The organism is Pseudomonas sp. PA15(2017), assembly GCF_001945395.1.
GTDB lineage: Bacteria > Pseudomonadota > Gammaproteobacteria > Pseudomonadales > Pseudomonadaceae > Aquipseudomonas.
Genome location: NZ_MSXV01000044.1, coordinates 162,541 through 178,738 on the forward strand (window position 1 = coordinate 162,541; position 16,198 = coordinate 178,738).

At 65.7% G+C, this 16,198-nt stretch carries 17 protein-coding genes; 11 read left to right on the forward strand and 6 right to left on the reverse strand.

Going from position 1 to position 16,198, the window contains the following annotated elements:
- The first annotated feature begins 27 nt into the window (after window positions 1–27).
- From BVH03_RS14525 to BVH03_RS14555, 7 genes are all read left to right on the forward strand, one after another.
- On the forward strand, window positions 28–441 hold the full coding sequence (locus BVH03_RS14525) for a CBS domain-containing protein (protein ID WP_075961912.1): 414 nt from the start codon (window positions 28–30) through the stop codon (window positions 439–441).
- 128 nt (window positions 442–569) lie between these two features.
- The gene (locus BVH03_RS14530) at window positions 570–1,481 is read left to right on the forward strand and encodes a DUF72 domain-containing protein (RefSeq protein WP_075961823.1); all 912 of its coding nucleotides are present in this window, start codon (window positions 570–572) and stop codon (window positions 1,479–1,481) included.
- Window positions 1,478–2,257: an endonuclease/exonuclease/phosphatase family protein gene (locus BVH03_RS14535; RefSeq protein ID WP_075961824.1), complete on the forward strand. Its 780-nt coding sequence runs from the start codon at window positions 1,478–1,480 to the stop codon at window positions 2,255–2,257. The genes BVH03_RS14530 and BVH03_RS14535 overlap by 4 nt, the downstream gene beginning before the upstream one ends.
- Window positions 2,254–3,486 carry a cardiolipin synthase ClsB gene (clsB, locus tag BVH03_RS14540; RefSeq protein ID WP_075961825.1) on the forward strand — a complete coding sequence of 411 codons (1,233 nt, stop codon included), beginning with the start codon at window positions 2,254–2,256 and terminating at the stop codon, window positions 3,484–3,486. Before BVH03_RS14535 ends, clsB begins: the two co-directional genes overlap by 4 nt.
- The gene (locus tag BVH03_RS14545) at window positions 3,483–4,472 is read left to right on the forward strand and encodes a lysylphosphatidylglycerol synthase domain-containing protein (RefSeq protein WP_075961826.1); all 990 of its coding nucleotides are present in this window, start codon (window positions 3,483–3,485) and stop codon (window positions 4,470–4,472) included. Before clsB ends, BVH03_RS14545 begins: the two co-directional genes overlap by 4 nt.
- A gap of 93 nt (window positions 4,473–4,565) precedes the next feature.
- The gene (locus tag BVH03_RS14550; RefSeq protein WP_075961827.1) at window positions 4,566–4,778 is read left to right on the forward strand and encodes a DUF3079 domain-containing protein; all 213 of its coding nucleotides are present in this window, start codon (window positions 4,566–4,568) and stop codon (window positions 4,776–4,778) included.
- A gap of 71 nt (window positions 4,779–4,849) precedes the next feature.
- The gene (locus tag BVH03_RS14555; RefSeq protein ID WP_075961913.1) at window positions 4,850–5,443 is read left to right on the forward strand and encodes a GNAT family N-acetyltransferase; all 594 of its coding nucleotides are present in this window, start codon (window positions 4,850–4,852) and stop codon (window positions 5,441–5,443) included.
- On the opposite strand, the gene BVH03_RS14560 is transcribed toward BVH03_RS14555, so the two are convergent.
- Complete coding sequence (locus tag BVH03_RS14560) at window positions 5,440–6,912, reverse strand: PLP-dependent aminotransferase family protein (RefSeq protein ID WP_075961828.1); 1,473 nt, start codon at window positions 6,910–6,912, stop codon at window positions 5,440–5,442. The two genes, BVH03_RS14555 and BVH03_RS14560, sit on opposite strands and share 4 nt — an antisense overlap.
- 90 nt (window positions 6,913–7,002) lie before the next feature.
- On the opposite strand from BVH03_RS14560, the gene BVH03_RS14565 reads away from it, so the two are divergent.
- The 3 genes from BVH03_RS14565 to BVH03_RS14575 are packed head-to-tail and all read left to right on the forward strand — an operon-like array spanning window position 7,003 to window position 8,793.
- Window positions 7,003–7,629: an FMN-binding negative transcriptional regulator gene (locus BVH03_RS14565; protein ID WP_075961829.1), complete on the forward strand. Its 627-nt coding sequence runs from the start codon at window positions 7,003–7,005 to the stop codon at window positions 7,627–7,629.
- Between the two features lie 29 nt (window positions 7,630–7,658).
- A complete protein-coding gene (locus BVH03_RS14570) occupies window positions 7,659–8,096 on the forward strand; it encodes a GNAT family N-acetyltransferase (RefSeq protein WP_075961830.1) in 438 nt (145 codons plus the stop codon).
- A 13-nt stretch (window positions 8,097–8,109) separates the two neighbouring features.
- The gene (locus BVH03_RS14575; protein ID WP_075961831.1) at window positions 8,110–8,793 is read left to right on the forward strand and encodes a GNAT family N-acetyltransferase; all 684 of its coding nucleotides are present in this window, start codon (window positions 8,110–8,112) and stop codon (window positions 8,791–8,793) included.
- Between the two features lie 89 nt (window positions 8,794–8,882).
- Here BVH03_RS14575 and BVH03_RS14580 read toward each other — a convergent pair whose 3' ends face one another.
- The 3 genes from BVH03_RS14580 to BVH03_RS14590 all read right to left on the reverse strand — a co-directional run bounded on the left by BVH03_RS14580 (window position 8,883) and on the right by BVH03_RS14590 (window position 11,550).
- Window positions 8,883–9,494 carry a LysE family translocator gene (locus BVH03_RS14580; protein ID WP_075961832.1) on the reverse strand — a complete coding sequence of 204 codons (612 nt, stop codon included), beginning with the start codon at window positions 9,492–9,494 and terminating at the stop codon, window positions 8,883–8,885.
- Window positions 9,495–9,541: 47 nt separating this feature from the next.
- Window positions 9,542–10,381, reverse strand: a complete 840-nt coding sequence (locus tag BVH03_RS14585) for an AraC family transcriptional regulator (protein ID WP_075961833.1) — start codon at window positions 10,379–10,381, stop codon at window positions 9,542–9,544.
- A gap of 80 nt (window positions 10,382–10,461) precedes the next feature.
- A complete protein-coding gene (locus BVH03_RS14590; protein WP_143485971.1) occupies window positions 10,462–11,550 on the reverse strand; it encodes a DUF1615 domain-containing protein in 1,089 nt (362 codons plus the stop codon).
- Between the two features lie 216 nt (window positions 11,551–11,766).
- Here BVH03_RS14590 and BVH03_RS14595 point away from each other — a divergent pair, with 216 nt between their 5' ends.
- Window positions 11,767–12,051, forward strand: a complete 285-nt coding sequence (locus BVH03_RS14595; RefSeq protein ID WP_075961835.1) for a hypothetical protein — start codon at window positions 11,767–11,769, stop codon at window positions 12,049–12,051.
- Window positions 12,052–12,337: 286 nt separating this feature from the next.
- Here the strand turns inward: BVH03_RS14595 and glgB are convergent, their stop codons facing one another.
- Both glgB and BVH03_RS14605 read right to left on the reverse strand, forming a co-directional pair.
- Complete coding sequence (glgB, locus tag BVH03_RS14600) at window positions 12,338–14,542, reverse strand: 1,4-alpha-glucan branching protein GlgB (protein ID WP_075961836.1); 2,205 nt, start codon at window positions 14,540–14,542, stop codon at window positions 12,338–12,340.
- A complete protein-coding gene (locus BVH03_RS14605) occupies window positions 14,539–16,173 on the reverse strand; it encodes a putative maltokinase (protein ID WP_075961837.1) in 1,635 nt (544 codons plus the stop codon). Before BVH03_RS14605 ends, glgB begins: the two co-directional genes overlap by 4 nt.
- Window positions 16,174–16,198: the final 25 nt, after the last annotated feature.

Sequence of the window (16,198 nt, forward strand, 5' to 3'; positions counted from 1 at the left end):
CACGGCGACCATCGCCAGGAGGCCAGCATGAAAGTCAGCGATATCATGACTCGCGGCGTACAGACCATCACGCCCAGCCAAACCATCCACGAAGCCGCCGCCATGATGGCGCGCATCGATTGCGGTGCGCTGCTCGTCAATCAGGACGACCGCCTGGTCGGCATGATCACCGACCGCGACATCACCGTGCGCGCCGTGGCCACCGGGATGCCGGGCGAAACGCCGATCTCCGAGGTGATGAGCGGCGAGATCCGCTACTGCTTCGAAGACGAGGATGTGCGCCAGGTGGCCCGCAACATGGGCGAAAACCAGCTGCGGCGCCTGCCAGTGCTCGACCGCGACAAGCGCCTGGTCGGCGTGGTGTCGCTGGGCAACTTGGCCCTGAGCGACGACCCGCAGGCCAGCGCCCAGTTATTGCGTCGCGTGACCGGCGCGCACTGATCGATGAGCAGACCAACGCCGCAACCTAGGGTCTGTTCCCGTTTCAGCGCGAGCGTGCGTGAAACGGGAACAGACCCTGGCGCCTGCGGGCAATCGCGCGTTGGCCTGCCATACGCGGATGAGCGACGGTGAAGGGCATCCATATCGGCATATCGGGCTGGCGCTATGCGCCTTGGCGCGGCGACTTCTACCCCGAGGGGTTGAAGCAGCGCGAGGAACTGGCGTTCGCTTCCCGGGCAGTGAGCAGCATCGAGATAAATGGTTCGTTCTACGCTCTGCAAACGCCCGAGCGTTATGCTGGCTGGGCCGACGAGACGCCGGACGGTTTTTGCTTCGCGGTCAAGGCGCCGCGCTATATCACCCACATCCGCCGCCTCCAGGACGTGGCTACGCCAGTCGCCAATTTCTTCGCCTCGGGGCTACTGCAGCTGGGCGACAAGCTCGGGCCGATCCTGTGGCAGTTCCCGCCGAGCATGGCCTTCGACGAGCAGCGTTTCGCCGACTTTCTTGCCTTGCTGCCTCAGGACACCGAGCAGGCCCTACGCAGTGCCGGGAAAGCCGACCGTCTGCAGGACGGCAGCCTGGACGTGCTCCACCACCAGAAACTGCGCCACGCCGTGGAGATTCGCCACCAAAGCTTTTGCGACCCGGCGTTCATCAAGCTCCTGCGTAAATACAAGGTGGCACTGGTGTTCGCCGACAGTGCCGGCAAATGGCCTTACGCCGAAGACCTGACGAGCGACTTCGTGTACCTGCGCCTGCACGGCAACAAGAAGCTCTACCAAAGCGGCTACGACGAACAGGCGATCGACCATTGGCACCAGCGCATCATCACCTGGAGCCGTGGCCAGCAACCCGGCGATGCACAGCTGATCGACACCCACAAGCCGCGTGCCCGGGCATCACGGGACCTGTACTGCTATTTCGATAATGACCTCAAGGTACGTGCGCCCTATGACGCCCACGCACTCTTACAGAAGTTCGACCTGGCCAAGGCGTTGCCCAACGTCCCCGGCCAGTCGCCAGGAGTGAGCCCATGACCACCCACCAACCGGCCCCTACGGAGCTGGCCAACGCGGTGCATACGTTGAAGATTCTCACGGTGAACACCCACAAGGGGTTCACCGCGCTGAATCGACGCTTCATCCTTCCCGAGCTGCGGGATGCGGTTCGCACCCTGTCGGCCGACATGGTGTTTCTGCAGGAAGTGCACGGCACCCACGAACATCACGCCAAGCGCTACGAGAATTGGCCGCCGACGCCGCAATACGAATTTCTTGCCGACAGCATGTGGCCGCAGTTCGCCTATGGCCGCAACGCCGTGTACCCCCACGGCGACCATGGCAATGCCCTGCTTTCCAAATTCCCGATCCTGCGCCACGAGAACCTCGACATTTCCATCGGCACCCAAGAGCAGCGCGGTTTGCTGCACTCGGTGCTGGACGTTCCGGGCCACGCCGAAGTGCACGCCATTTGCGTGCATCTGGGCCTGCGCGAAATCCATCGCAAGCAGCAGCTGGGTCTGCTCTGCAAGGTGCTCGACCGCCTGCCGTCCGATGCCCCGGTGATCGTCGCCGGTGATTTCAACGACTGGCGCCAGCGCGCCGATGGTCTGCTGGCCGCCAGCGGCCTGAAGGAGGCATTCGTCAACGAGTACGGCAAGCCGGCCAGGAGCTTCCCCGCGCGCTGGCCGCTGCTGTGCCTCGATCGCATCTATGTACGCAACGCGACCACTCACAACCCGCAGGTGCTCTCGACCCGTCCCTGGTCGCACCTGTCGGATCATGCACCGTTGGCTGTGGAGATACGGCTATGAAGTACGACTGGCGTGATGGCAACCAGGTCGATTTGCTGATCAACGGCGAGGAGTTCTATCCCGCCGTGTTCGAATCCATCCGCAACGCCCGGCGGGAGGTGCTGCTGGAGACCTTCATCATCTTCGAAGACAAGGTCGGCATGGAGTTGCAGCAGGCGCTGATCAGCGCGGCCCGCAACGGCGCCAGCGTGGAGATCACCGTGGACGGCTACGGCACCGCGGACCTGTCCACCGAGTACGTTGCCGCACTGACCGCCGCCGGCGTACGCGTGCATATGTTCGATCCCGGCAAGCGCCTGCTGGGCATGCGTACCAACCTGTTCCGCCGCCTGCATCGCAAGATCGTGGTGATCGACAGCGAGATCGCCTACATCGGCGGCATCAACTTCGGTGCCGACCATCTGGGCGACTACGGCCCCATGGCCAAGCAGGATTACGCCGTGCGCGTGCGCGGCCCGATCGTTGCCGACGTGCACACCGCCGCCGAGCGTCTGCTCGAAGCACGCGACGACCGTGAAGTAGCCAAGCGCCGGGTCAACCAGCCCGGCCAGCACCGGCATGCCGGCAACAGTCGGCTGTTGATGACCATCCGCGACAACGCCGATGACAGCAATACCATCGAACAGCATTACCTGGACGCCATACGCAAGGCCCAGCACCGGCTGATCGTCGCCAACGCCTATTTCTTTCCCGGTTATCGCCTGCTGCGCGAGCTGCGCAACGCCGCCCGCCGTGGCGTCAAGGTAACGCTGATCCTCCAGGGCATGCCGGACATGCCACTGGTGCGCCTGTGCTCGCGGCTGACCTACAACTACCTGCTGCGCGACGGCGTGACCATCTACGAATATTGCCAACGGCCGCTGCACGGCAAGGTCGCCCTGGCCGACCACGAATGGTGCACCGTGGGTTCGAGCAACCTCGACCCCCTGAGCCTGTCGCTCAACCTGGAAGCCAACGTGGTCATCCGTGATCCGGCGCTCAACCGTCGCCTGCACGAGCACCTCTCCGAGCTCGCCGAATCGAGCTGCAAATCGGTGCCGCTCAAGCGTGTGATGCGCGGCTACTGGTGGCGCGCGCCGCTGATCTTTCTGTGCTTCCACTTCCTGCGCCATTTTCCAGCCATCGCTGGCTGGTTCCCGGCCCATTCACCGCGGCTCAAGCTGCTCAAACCCGATATCGAAGCGCCGCAGTGCGGCACCTTGCAGGTCGACCAGGAGAAAGTCTCGTGAGCAAACCCGACGACAAGCAAGGCAAACCGGCGTGGCGTTGGGCCAAGCGTCTGCTGACCCTGTGCTTCTTCATCCTGGTGCCGGTGCTGCTGTTCATGCTGGTCAAGAATCTCGACTGGCAGGAAGTCAGCCAGGCGCTACGCAGCTACAGCACTGGCACCCTGCTCGCCGCCATCGGCGTGGCGGCGCTGAGCTACGGGGTGTACTCGAGCTTTGACCTGATCGGCCGTGCCTACACGCAGCACGGCCTGCCCACCCGGCAGGTGCTGCCGCTGACCTTCGTGTGCTACGCCTTCACCCTCAACCTGAGTTCCTGGGTCGGCGGTGTGGCGCTGCGCTATCGCCTGTACTCGCGTTTGGGTCTCAAGGTCTCGACCATCACCCGTGTGCTGAGCATGAGCCTGATCACCAACTGGCTGGGCTATATCCTGCTGGCCGGTGTGCTGTTCACCTTTGGCCTGCTCAAGCTGCCCGAGGGCTGGGCCATCGGCGCCACGGGCCTGCGCATCATCGGCCTGGCATTGCTTGCGGTGGGCATCGGCTATCTGCTGGCCTGCCAGTTCTCCAAGCGCCGCAGCTGGACGATCCGCGGCCACGAATTGAACCTGCCGTCGCTGCCCATGGCCCTGCTGCAGGCCGGCCTCGGTGCGTTGAACTGGTCGCTGATGGCGCTGATCATCTACCTGCTGCTGCCCGAGGAAGCCTTCTACCCGACCATTCTCGGTATCCTGATGATCAGCAGCATCGCCGGGGTGATCACCCACATTCCCGCCGGCCTGGGGGTGATCGAGGCAGTGTTCATCGCCATGCTGCAGCACGAGATGTCCAAGGGCAGCATCGTCGCCGCACTGATCGGCTACCGGGCGATCTACTTCCTGCTGCCCCTGGCGGTGGCCTGCGTGGTTTACCTGGTGTTGGAAAAACGCGCCAAGAAGTTGCGCCAGAATGCCGACCATGACAACAGCGAAGAGCCGCGCCCTGCCTGACAGGTTGCAATGACCGGGATTGGCTTGATCCCGGTCAAGGCGCCTGCGCCACACCGCGTTAGCCTGGGCTGGAAGCCCGGCGGAGTACGCGAGATGGCCAAGAAATTCCCCCTGCAACCGAGCAACCCCGAGCGCGTGTGCTGGGGCTGCGATCACTACTGCAGCGCCACCGATCTGCAATGCGGCAACGGCGCCAGCCGTACCCAGCACCCTATCGAGCTGTTCGGCGAAGACTGGTACCTGGATGGCGACTGGGGCCTCGAACCGCCGGGCGACGAGCAGAAACCCAAGCAGCGGCACATCTGACCCGCTGCCTTGGTTACGGCGCTTGGCCGGTCAGCTACCATGGCGCGACTCTTCCAATGCGCGCGCCACTCATGACTGCCACCGATCTGCTCGTTACCCTGCAAGCCGCCAATGCACGACTCGTGCCCCTGCAATCCGAACATGGGCCCGCCCTGGTCCGCGCGGCAGCCGACGGCGAGTTGTGGACGCTGCCGTTTACCGTGGTACCGGGCGCGCACAACGTCGCGGCCTATCTCGACAAGGCCCTGGCCGGCCGTGACGCCGGCCACGTCATGCCGTTCGTGGTGATCGACCAGCGCACTGGCCAGGTACTGGGCAGCACGCGCTTCTGGAAGATCGACCGCGACAATCGCAAGCTGGAGATCGGCCATACCTGGCTGGCGGCCTCGGCTCAGGGCACCGGGATCAACACCGCCATGAAGTGCGCCATGCTCGAACACGCCTTCGAAACGATGAATTGCGTGCGGGTGCAGTTCACCACCGATGAGCTGAACGCACGCTCCCGCGCCGCGATCCTGGCCCTTGGCGCAGTACAGGAAGGCATCGTGCGGCACGAGCGGATCATGCCGGATGGGCGCAAGCGCAACTCGGTGCGTTTCAGCATCATCGACAGCGAGTGGCCTGCCGTGAAGGCGCATCTGCTGGCCAGGCTGACACGCCGCTAAGCCGGCAACTGCCAGGCCTTGCGTAGCGCCTGCAGCGCTTCGCCAATGGCCCGCTCCGGCACTGCCGCAAACCCCATCACCAGCCCGGCGCGCTGGTCCGTCGGCGTGCTCCCCTCGGGCAACCACTGCACGCTGAGCGGGTTGATTTCCACGCCAACGCCCGCTGCGGCGGCGATCAGCTGGTGCTCTCGGGCCAGGCTCTCGCAGCGCACGCTCAGGTGCAGGCCGGCGTGCACCTCCGGCAGCGGCGCACAGCCGGGCACCAGCGTCGGCCAGCCGGCAAGCAGGGCGTCACGCCGCGATCGGGCGGCATTGCGCATGCGGCGGATATGCCGCTGGAAATGCCCGGCGGCGATGAACTCGGCCATCACCGCCTGGGTACCGATATCGGAGTGGCGCATGTCCACCCCGCGGCGCCGTGCGAAGGCCTCGGCCAGGCGCGGCGGCAGCACCAGATAGCCCAGGCGCAGCGCCGGAAAGACGATCTTGCTGAAGGTGCCGACGTACAGCACGCGCTGGCCGCGATCCAGTGCCGCCAGCGGGGCCAGCGGCGTGCCGCTGTAACGGTACTCGCCGTCGTAGTCGTCCTCGATGATCCAGGCATCGTTGCGCTCCGCCCAGTCGAGCAGGGCCAGGCGCCTGGGCAGCGACAGCGTCACCCCGGTCGGATACTGGTGCGACGGCGTGACATAGGCCAGCCTACACGGCCCAGCCTGTTCCAGAGCGGCGACATCCAGGCCTTCGCTGTCGATACCGATGCCTTCGAGCCGTGCCCCGGCGACGCTGAATGCGTGGGCCGCGGCGCGATAGCCGGGATCTTCCAGGGCAACCCGGTCACCGGGCTCCAGCAGCAACTGGGAGCACAGGCTGATGGCCTGCTGCGCGCCGCAGGTGATGACCACCTGCCCAGGGTCGCACTGCAGGCCGCGACTGCTGCGCAGGTAGGCGGCAATCAACTCGCGCAGCTGCGCATCGCCCGCCGGGTCGCCATAACCCAGCAGCGCCGGCGCAGGTCGCCGCCAGAAACGCGCAGCCAGGCGTGCCCAGGTTTCGTGGGGAAACAGGTCGAAGGCCGGCACCCCGACGCGAAATGCCCGTGGCGGCCCCGGCAAATGCGGCGGCAGGTGAAAGCTCTGCAGCCGCTGCACGGCGCTGCTGCTGACCTCGTTCGGCGGGACTGCGGCGGGCAACGGCGCAGCGGCGGCGAGATCGGCCACATAGGTGCCGTCGCCGACCCGCGCCTGCACGTAGCCCTCGGCATACAGCTGATCCAGGGCGCGGTTGATGGTGTTGCGTGAGACGCCCAGTAGCCCGGCCAACTGGCGGCTGGCCGGCAGGCGGGTGCCGCCCGGCAGGCGCCCGTCGAGCATGCGCTCGCGCAGCGCCTGGTACAGCTGACGTGACAAACCTGCGCCGGGCTGCAGGCACAGGCCGGAAAGGTCGACGGGAAGCGGAGCTGGAGCGGCCATCGATTGGCTCCATGAAAGTCACTGGAAATGGATCTTACAACAGACCAATAGCAAATCTACGATGACACCATCCCCTTCAGGAAACGGCCCATGTACACACCCTCCGCCTTTCGCCAGCACGACCTCGCTACCCTGCACCGGGAAATCCAGGCCTGTCGCCTGGCCACCCTGATCAGCCACGGCGAGCGCGGCCTGCAGGCCAGCCATCTGCCCTTGCTGCTGCGCCCGGAGCAAGGCGCCCACGGCACGCTGTACGGTCACCTGGCGCGGGCCAACCCCCATGCACGACTGCTGGCCGAAGGCGGCGCGGCGCTGGTGGTGTTCAGCGGCGCCGAGGCCTACGTCAGCCCTTCCTGGTACCCGGCCAAGGCCGAGCACGGCAAGGTGGTGCCGACCTGGAACTACATCGCCGTGCACGCCCATGGGCGCGCCGAAGTGTTCGACGATGCCGAGCGCCTGCTGAACCTGCTCGGCGAGTTGACCGACCGCCACGAGAGACCGCGCCCGCAACCCTGGGCGGTCGCCGATGCGCCGCAGGACTACATCGCCGGCATGCTGCGCGCCATCGTCGGCTTCGCCCTGCCCATCGAGCGCCTGGAAGGCAAATGGAAACTCGGCCAGAACCGCAGCGAAGCCGATCAGCACGGCGTACGCGATGGCCTCGCCGCCAGCCTCGATCCTCGCGACTGCGCCCTGGCGCAACGCATGGCGGACTGAATTACCCGCTGAAAACAGGAGACCCGAACATGCAAATACGCGCCGTTACCGCTGCCGATCACGCCGCTTGGCTGCCCCTCTGGCAGGGCTACCAGCGCTTCTACACCACCGAAATTGCCGAGGCCACCAGCCAACTGACCTGGCAGCGCTTTCTCGACGCCAGCGAGCCGATGCATGCGGCCCTGGCCTGGCGCGATGGCCAGGCAATCGGCATGGTGCACTGGATCTTCCACCGCTCCTGCTGGACGGAGGGCGATTACTGCTACCTGCAGGATCTGTTCGTCGACGAGCAGCTACGCGGCGGCGGCATTGGCCGCGGGCTGATCGAGCACGTCTACGCCCAGGCTCGTCTGGCCGAGGCCTCGCGGGTGCACTGGCTCACCCATGAGAGCAATACCAGCGCCATGCAACTGTACGACCGCATCGCCGAGCGGCCCGGCCTCGTGCAGTACCGCAAGAAATTGTGACCCGGAGCCGACCATGATCGACGATACCCTGCTCGACTGGCAACCTGTCCCACCACCACCCCGCGCGCCACTCGACGGTCGCTTCGTGCGCCTCGAGCCGCTCGACGCCCAGCGCCATGGCGAGAATCTATGGCTTGCCCTGCAAGGCCCGGACAGCGACCCCGATTTGTGGGATTACCTGCCCTACGGCCCGTTCGCCGAACGCAGTGCCTTCGACGCCTGGCTCGCGGGCAAGCAGGCGAGCGACGATCCGCTGTTCTTCACGGTGATCGACGCCGCGTCGAAACGTGCCGTAGGGCTGCTCAGCTTCCTGCGCATCGCCCCCGCCGATGGCTGCATCGAGATCGGCCATATCGCCTTTGGCCGCGCCATGCAGCGTTCCCCCGCCTCCACCGAAGCGATCTGGCTGCTGATGAGGCTGGCCATGGACGAACTCGGCAATCGCCGCCTGGAATGGAAATGCAATGCACGCAACGCACGGTCGGTGCGAGCTGCCGAGCGGCTGGGCTTCACCCGGGAGGGGCTGTTCCGCCAGCATGCGGTGATCAAGGGCCACAACCGCGACACTGCCTGGTTCTCGATCATCGACGGCGAGTGGCCGCAGTGCCGCGAGGCCCTGCAACGCTGGCTGTCGCCGAACAATTTCGATGAGCAGGGGCAGCAGCTTCAGCGGCTGAAGGACTTCCGCCAACATTGATGCCTACCTGCGGGAGCGCGCCATGCCCGCGATCTTTTTGCGCCCATGGCGCGCCCCCACAGGGGTTCGTCGTGGCGACGCCCTGACAATCAGCCCCCCCAAAGCGGTGCGCCGAACCAGGCTGAGGCCAACAACAATACGGCCATCACCTGATTGAAGCGGCCCATGGCACGTGCCGAGGTGAATAGCCGTGCGGCGCCGCGCCCCAGTAGCGCCCAGCAACCCAGGCACGGCAGGGAAATGGCCAGGAAAATCGCCGCCAGCAAGGCCACGCGCAGGGCTTGGCCGGGCCCCGGTGTGGCGAACACGCTGACCACCGCCAGGGCCATCATCCAGGTCTTGGGGTTGACCAGTTGCAGCGCCGCGCCGGCGAATAGCCCGAGGCGTTTTTCATCCGCCCCGGCCGCGCCATCCAGCGCTGCCGCGGGGCTGCTGAAGATGCGCCAGGCCAGATAGCTCAGCCACAGCACACCGAACCAGGCCATCGCCCATTGCAGACGCGGGTGCTGCTGCAGCAGCTCGCCCAGGCCGAGCCCCACCGCCACCACGATGGCCGCAGCGCCGAAACAGGCACCGAGCACCAGCGGCAGGGTCGCGGCCACGCCGTATCGGGCGCTGCTGCCCAGCACCAGCACGTTGGTGGGCCCCGGGGTGATGGAGGCGACGAAGGCGAACAGCATGAAGGGCAACAACTGAGTCATGAACGGGCTCCAGAACGATCCGAGCCCTGATCATCGGCGCAAGCGTCTCAGCGGTCTGGAAGCTTTGAGCAGCGGCGCTGATAGTTTGCCGGGGTGATGCCGTAGGCGCGGCGAAACCAGCGGCCCAGGTGGCTTTGGTCGGCAAAGCCGAGAATCGCCGCCACCTGCACCGGCGGCTCGCCGCGGGCCAGCAGGTGTCGCGCACGGGCCAGGCGCAGTTGCACCAGGTAGGCGTGGGGCGCCAGGCCAAAGGCGGCCTTGAAGGCGCGGCTCAGCCGAAAGCGATCCACGCCGCAGGCCGCGGCCAGGTCATCCAGGCCAATATCGCGGGTGTGCTGGTCATGCAGGAAGTCCCGCGCACGCTGCGCCACCAGCGGCAGGCGCGGGTCGACATCCAGGCGGCGACGCCAATGCAGGCGTTCGGTAAGACCTGCCAGCAGGCCATCGAGCGCGGACTGCCTGACCATGCGCAACTCCTGGCGATGCAGGGCGCCGAACGCTTCGACCACCGAAGCCAGCAGGCGCGGGTCGCTGGCCAGGGTAGCGCTGAAACCCGGCAGACAGTCGGCTGGCGCCTGCTCGAACAGGCTGCGCAACTCACGTTCCAGCCACTGGGTATCCAGGTACAGCATCGAGTAGGTGAAGCCTTCCGGCTCCGGCGCGTGGCCGTCGTGCAGTTCGCCGGGCTCGAGCAGGAACACCTGGCCCGCGAGGCTGCTGTTCAACCGCTTGCGGCAATTGAACTGCTGCACGCCCTGTTCGGTGAAACCGACCAGATAGGCGTCGTGCCAGTGGGGGTCGTAGGCGTGCCCGCGAAAATGCGCGCGGATGGTCTCGATACCGGTGTCTGCGTCCTGGGCCAGGTCGACCCAACTCTGCGCGCTCATGCCTGCTCCAGCGCCACGGTGTGTGGACTGGTGATGCTAACCGACCCGGAGTGCCCTTTCTGGAAGTTTTGAGCAACCGTTCATCTGGCCCGTGCCATGCAGCGCTGGTGGCGCGTGTCGACGCGATCGGCAAACCAGGCGGTGGTCAGCCGGCGGGTGATCTTCGGGCTCTTCAGCACGATGCCCGGCAGCAGTTCGCGCGGTACCGGCTTGCCCTGCGCTTCGTCGGCCAGGGCGAACACCCGCGCGTAGAGGCGGCTGTCCTCGAAATCCAGGCTGTCGCCCTCCTCCAGATCGCGGCGAACCGCGCGGTCGCTCATATCCAGGCGCTCGCCCAGGGAGCGTACGGCCAGCTCGGTGGCGCTGGCCTTGCTGCTGCCGTGGATGATCAGGTCGCCGTCCAGCGCCAACCCAATCCCCGACGCGCTGGTGACGGCATTCTGGAAGGCGGCGTTGCGGCTGGCGTACCAGCCGGCGTTGAAGTCGGCGAAGCGGTACAGCGGTTTCGGGTAATTGGCCGGATAGCCCAGCAGGTGGGCGATGCCGAAGTACATGCCGCCACGGCGGCTGAACACCTCGCGGCGGATCGAGCCGTCCGGCGGATAGGGATAGCCCTCGGCATTGGCCTGGGCAAAGGCGATGCTGACCTGCATCGGCCCGCCGGTGCGCACCGGGTTGAGGGTGCCGAACAGCTGGCGACCGAGGGGCACCATGCCGGTGAAGTCATCGAAGATTTCGCTCAGCTGCTTTTCGGTGCGCACGCTGTCGAGGCGCTGCTGGTAGCTCTTGCCGGTCGGCGACTCGAGACGCAGCGCGGCGTTCACCAACAGCCGCGGGATGTGCAGGCTGGCGGCGCGACGATCGATTTCCGCCCGGGCGATCTTGGCCAACCCCGGCACTGGCGGGTCGGCGTTGAAGGTCGATTCCTGTTCGGTCACCGCCAACACGGCGCAGATGTTCTCGGTGGTCGGCGCGATGTCCTGAGCGGCGAAGGCGGCGTAGATATCGGCGGCCCAACCTTCGCGATCCGGCGTGTTGATCGGCATCAGCCGTACGATCTGCGCGCGCACCTCGGCCGGTTTCGGCGCCGGTGCCCGTGACTGGGAGGCGCATCCGGCCAGCAGCAGAACCGATAACGCAGCGGATGAACGCAGGAACAAATACCTCACCAGGGGCTCCTTGGAATGATCGGGCTTGAGCCTCTGACAACGCCAACGCCACGCCGTCCGCGATTATTTCAGCGCCAACCGCTCGCAGCCCAGCGTGAGCGCTGCGAATCGACCGGCAAGCGATGCGGTCTATCCATCCACGAAGGCCCGCATTATCTGGCCTGCGGACGAGGAGCGAGTTGCGCTCCAGGATCGATATGAGCAAGGAGATCCACCATGGTTACCCATTACACGATCGACGGTCATCTCGCCTGTGGCACCCACGGCGAAAAGCTCGCCGCCAGCAAAGAACTGAATCAGGTGAAATGTCGCAACTGCCGTAACACCGAAGCGTACAAGCAGGCGCGTCGCGACACCCGTAACGCTACCCGCCGCGCGGCCCGCAAATCCAAGGTCGCACAGCCGCGTACCGATTGGCGCACGTCCTGGCAGCAACGCCTGGCCGACCTGCCAGGTCGCAACCGCCTGCCCAGAGGGTTCGCTACGCAACCTTACGTATAAGAGCCCGTTCATAATCTTTAAGCCCAGGTTCGGCGACTTTGGCGGCGTTAGCGGCCGTTCCCCGATCCACTGTGGGAGCGCGCCATGCGCGCGAAAAATCGCGGGCATGGACTGGGCGTCGCCGCCCGCTCCCACAGATACTGCGCTGATGTTCGCTTCTGCCTTGTAATTGCCGCTTCATGCGCATAAGACTTTGAACAGGCTCTAAGGATCGCGGTGGCCTCAACGAGGCCCGCAACTGATCGATAAAGGGGTGGGCCATGCAAGCGGCCCACCCCTTTTCGCCTCACTGCGGCTTGATGACCAGTGTGCCCAGCGGTGGCAGATCCAGGTTCAGCGACTGTGGCTGGCCATGGCTGGCCACTGCCTCGCTGAACAGCCCGCCCTGGCTGCCGGCGTTGGAGCCAGCATAACGCTCGGCATCGCTGTTGAGCAGCACATGCCAGGCACCCTCTCTCGGCACGCCGATACGGTAGCCGATGCGCGGCTCGGGCGTGAAGTTGTGCACCACCAGCAGCGGCGCGCCGCTCTGATCATGACGCAACCAGGCGAACACGCTGTTACTGGCGTCGTCGCCGATCAGCCAGGCGAAACCCTCGGCGCTGCCGTCGAGCTGATGCAGCGCCGGCTCGTGGCGGTACAGGCCATTGAGGTCACTGACCAGTTGCTGCACGCCCTTGTGTTCACCGTAGCGCAACAGATACCAGTCCAGTTCGTGGTCGTGGTTCCACTCGCGCCACTGGCCGAACTCGCAGCCCATGAACAGCAGCTTCTTGCCCGGATGGCTCCACATGAAGCTCAGGTACAAACGCAGGTTGGCGAACTTCTGCCAGCGATCGCCAGGCATCTTGTCGAGCAAGGAGCGCTTGCCGTGCACCACTTCGTCATGGGAGATGGGCAGCACGAAATGCTCGGAGAAGGCGTACAGCAGGCCGAAGGTCAAATGATGGTGGTGGTGGCGACGATGCAGCGGGTCCTCGGCGGCGTATTTGAGGCTGTCGTGCATCCAGCCCATGTTCCATTTGTAGGAGAAGCCCAGGCCGCCTTCCTGGGTCGGTCGGCTGACGCCCGGCCAGGCGGTCGATTCCTCGGCGATCACCAGCGCGCCGGGCACTTCCTGGGCGACCACGTCATTGAGGTGGCGCAGAAAATCGATGCTTTCCAGGTTCTCGCGCCCGCCGAAACGGTTGGGGATCCACTCGCCTTCCTTGCGCGAATAGTCGCGGTAGAGCATCGAGGCCACGGCATCCACGCGCAGGCCGTCGATGTGGTAGGTACGCAGCCAGTGCAGCGCCGAGGCCAGCATGAAACCGTGCACCTCGGTTCGACCCAGATTGTAGATATAGGTGTCCCAATCCTGGTGGAAGCCCTCGAAGGGATGGGCGTACTCGTACAACGCGGTGCCATCGAACTGGCCCAGGCCGTGGGCGTCAGTGGGGAAATGCGCAGGTACCCAGTCGAGGATCACACCAATGCCGGCCTGGTGGCAGGCGTCGACGAACGCGGCGAAATCCGCCGGGCTGCCATAGCGGGCGGTCGGCGCGAACTGCGACAACAACTGGTAGCCCCAGGAGCCGCCGAATGGATGCTCCATGATCGGCATCAGCTCGATATGGGTGAAGCCCAACTGCTGCACGTAGGGAATCAGCTGTTCACTCAGCTCACGCCAGCTCAGCAGGCGGCCATCCTCGCCGCCCTCGCGACGCCAGGAGCCGGCGTGCAATTCATAGATCGACATCGGCGCCTGGTAGCCCTGCTGCGCGCCACGTTGCTGGAGCCAGTGCTCGTCGTGCCACTCGAACTGCAGCGGCGCGGAAACCACCGAGCCAGTGGCCGGCGGCAACTCGCTGGCCAGCGCCATGGGGTCGGCTTTCAACGGCAGCAGGCCATCGCGGCCGAGAATCTCGTATTTGTAGACTTCGCCGGGCGCCAGGCGCGGAATGAACAGCTCCCACACGCCGCTGGGCTGGCGCAGGCGCATCGGATGGCGGCGGCCATCCCAGCCGTTGAAGTGGCCGACCACCGAGACCCGTCGGGCGTTGGGCGCCCATACTGAAAAACGCACGCCCTGCACGCCTTCGTGGGTGGTGAACTGGGCGCCGAGGCTCTTGCCCAGTTCACGGTGATTGCCCTCGGCGAACAGATACAGGTCCATTTCGCCGAGCAGTTGGCCGAAGGCGTAAGGGTCCTCGGTTTCCTGTACGCCGGTGCCCCACTGGATGCGATAGCGATACGGTAACTGCTGTTCGATGCGAATGCTGAACAGCCCCGGCACGCTGGACTGTTCCAGGCTGCCGAGCACCTCACCACTCACTGCGTGGATCAGCTCGACGCCAAGGGCGCCGGGCAGGTAGGCGCGAATGGTCAGCCCGTGGGCGAACGCATGGGGGCCCAGAAGCGAAAACGGATCGCCATGCTCGCCCCGTATCAGGGCCTCGACGGCGGCGCGCTCGATACCCGCCACCTGGCGCTCGGTTTCTCCGTTGCTCATCGTTTACCGCTCCCCAAGAGATAGTTGCTCAGCTCTATCAACCCTTGCACCGGAACTTCCAGCCAATCGGGACGATAGCGCGCTTCATACAGAATTTCGTAAGCCGCCTTCTCGATGCAGAACAGCGCCAGGGCTGCCACTTCACCTTCGCGGTCATGCCAGGCGTGGGGCAGCTCGGCAGCCGCCAGCCGGTAGGCTTCGTTGAATGCGCTTCTGGCCTGGCCACGATACAGCCCGGCGATATGCTGGCGGGCCTGCTCGGCTTCGGCCGTGAGGTCGGCGCCCTGTGCGCTGCGCATGGCCATGGCGGCCGCGTAGTCGAAGGAGCGCAACATGCCGGCGACGTCCTTGAGCGGGCTGTAGAAAGCGCGGCGCTCTTCCAGCGTGCGGGTCGGTTCACCTTCGAAATCGATCAGGTAGGCGTCGCCCTGCACCACCAGCACCTGGCCTAGGTGCAGGTCGCCATGCACGCGCATGCGAATGCCGCCCGCCGAGCGCCGCGCCAGGTCGTCGACCCGTTCGAGAATCTGCGCATGGCGCGCGGCCAGCCAATCTGCCTGGTTGGCGGCTTCACCCGGCAAGTGCCCGCGCCCCTTGGCGATCACTTCCAGGGCCTCGCGCACCTGAGCGGTGATGTTCTGCGACCACTCGGCCACGTCGGCGTCGCCGGTCTCGTGGTAGCCGAAGTCCGGGTTGTCGCTGGCCTGGCCGAGGGCCACGTGCATCTCACCCAGGCGCTTGCCCAACAAACCGGCGAAGGTTTCCAGCTCGGCGAGGGCGCCTTGCCGGTTCTCCTGCTCGCCATGGCCGCCGGCCAGTTCTTCGCGAACCGCGCGCTCCAGATTGTTCAGCGTCCACTGCCAGGCATCGCCCTGATTGTTCAGGTAGCCCTGCAGGATCATCAACGTGTGGGGCACGCCCTGCTCGTCCACGCGGCGCACTTCGCCAAGCAGCGGCGCGATGTGCTCGAAGCCGGCTGCCGTCAGATAGCCACCGATCTCCGCCTCCGGGTGGATGCCGGGCAGCACGCGACGTACCAGCTTGAGTACGGCCTGCTCATCGATGATCGCCGAGCTGTTGGATTGCTCTGCCGAGATCAGCTTGACCCCGGCCCTACTCAGATCGCCCAGCTCCCGCAGACGCGTGGTGGGCAGGAACTGGATCTCGCTGCCCTGCCAGCCCAGCACCTCGCGCCCGCTCAGTTGCTCCATCACATGGCGCACGAAACCCGGCAGCGTATAGCCGTCGGTGAGCAGCCCCTCCTGGCCACCGCGCCGCAGCCGGGCGAGGGCCAGTTGCTGTGGCAGGCCGCTGGCGGCGTCCTGCTCGCCTACATAGCCGAGCGGCACCTGATAGTGCTCGATACTGCCGGACTGGCGCACAACTGCCACCTCACTGAGTACGTAAGGCTGATCCGCGCCGCCGAACGGGACGGCATACAGCAGTTTCACCTGTTTGATGTCCTCGGCCCCGCCGGAGAACCAGCGTCGCCTGGGCAGGTAGGCCGGCAGCGACTCCTGCTCCAGGGTCGCGCGAGCCGGCAGTTGCAGCAGCTCGCCGAGTTGGTCGTTGATCACCAGGGTGGTCAGCTCCAGCCTGGGGTCGACCGATGTTGAGTGCGAGCGGGTCATGTGCGCCTCCTCGGCGAGCAGGAAC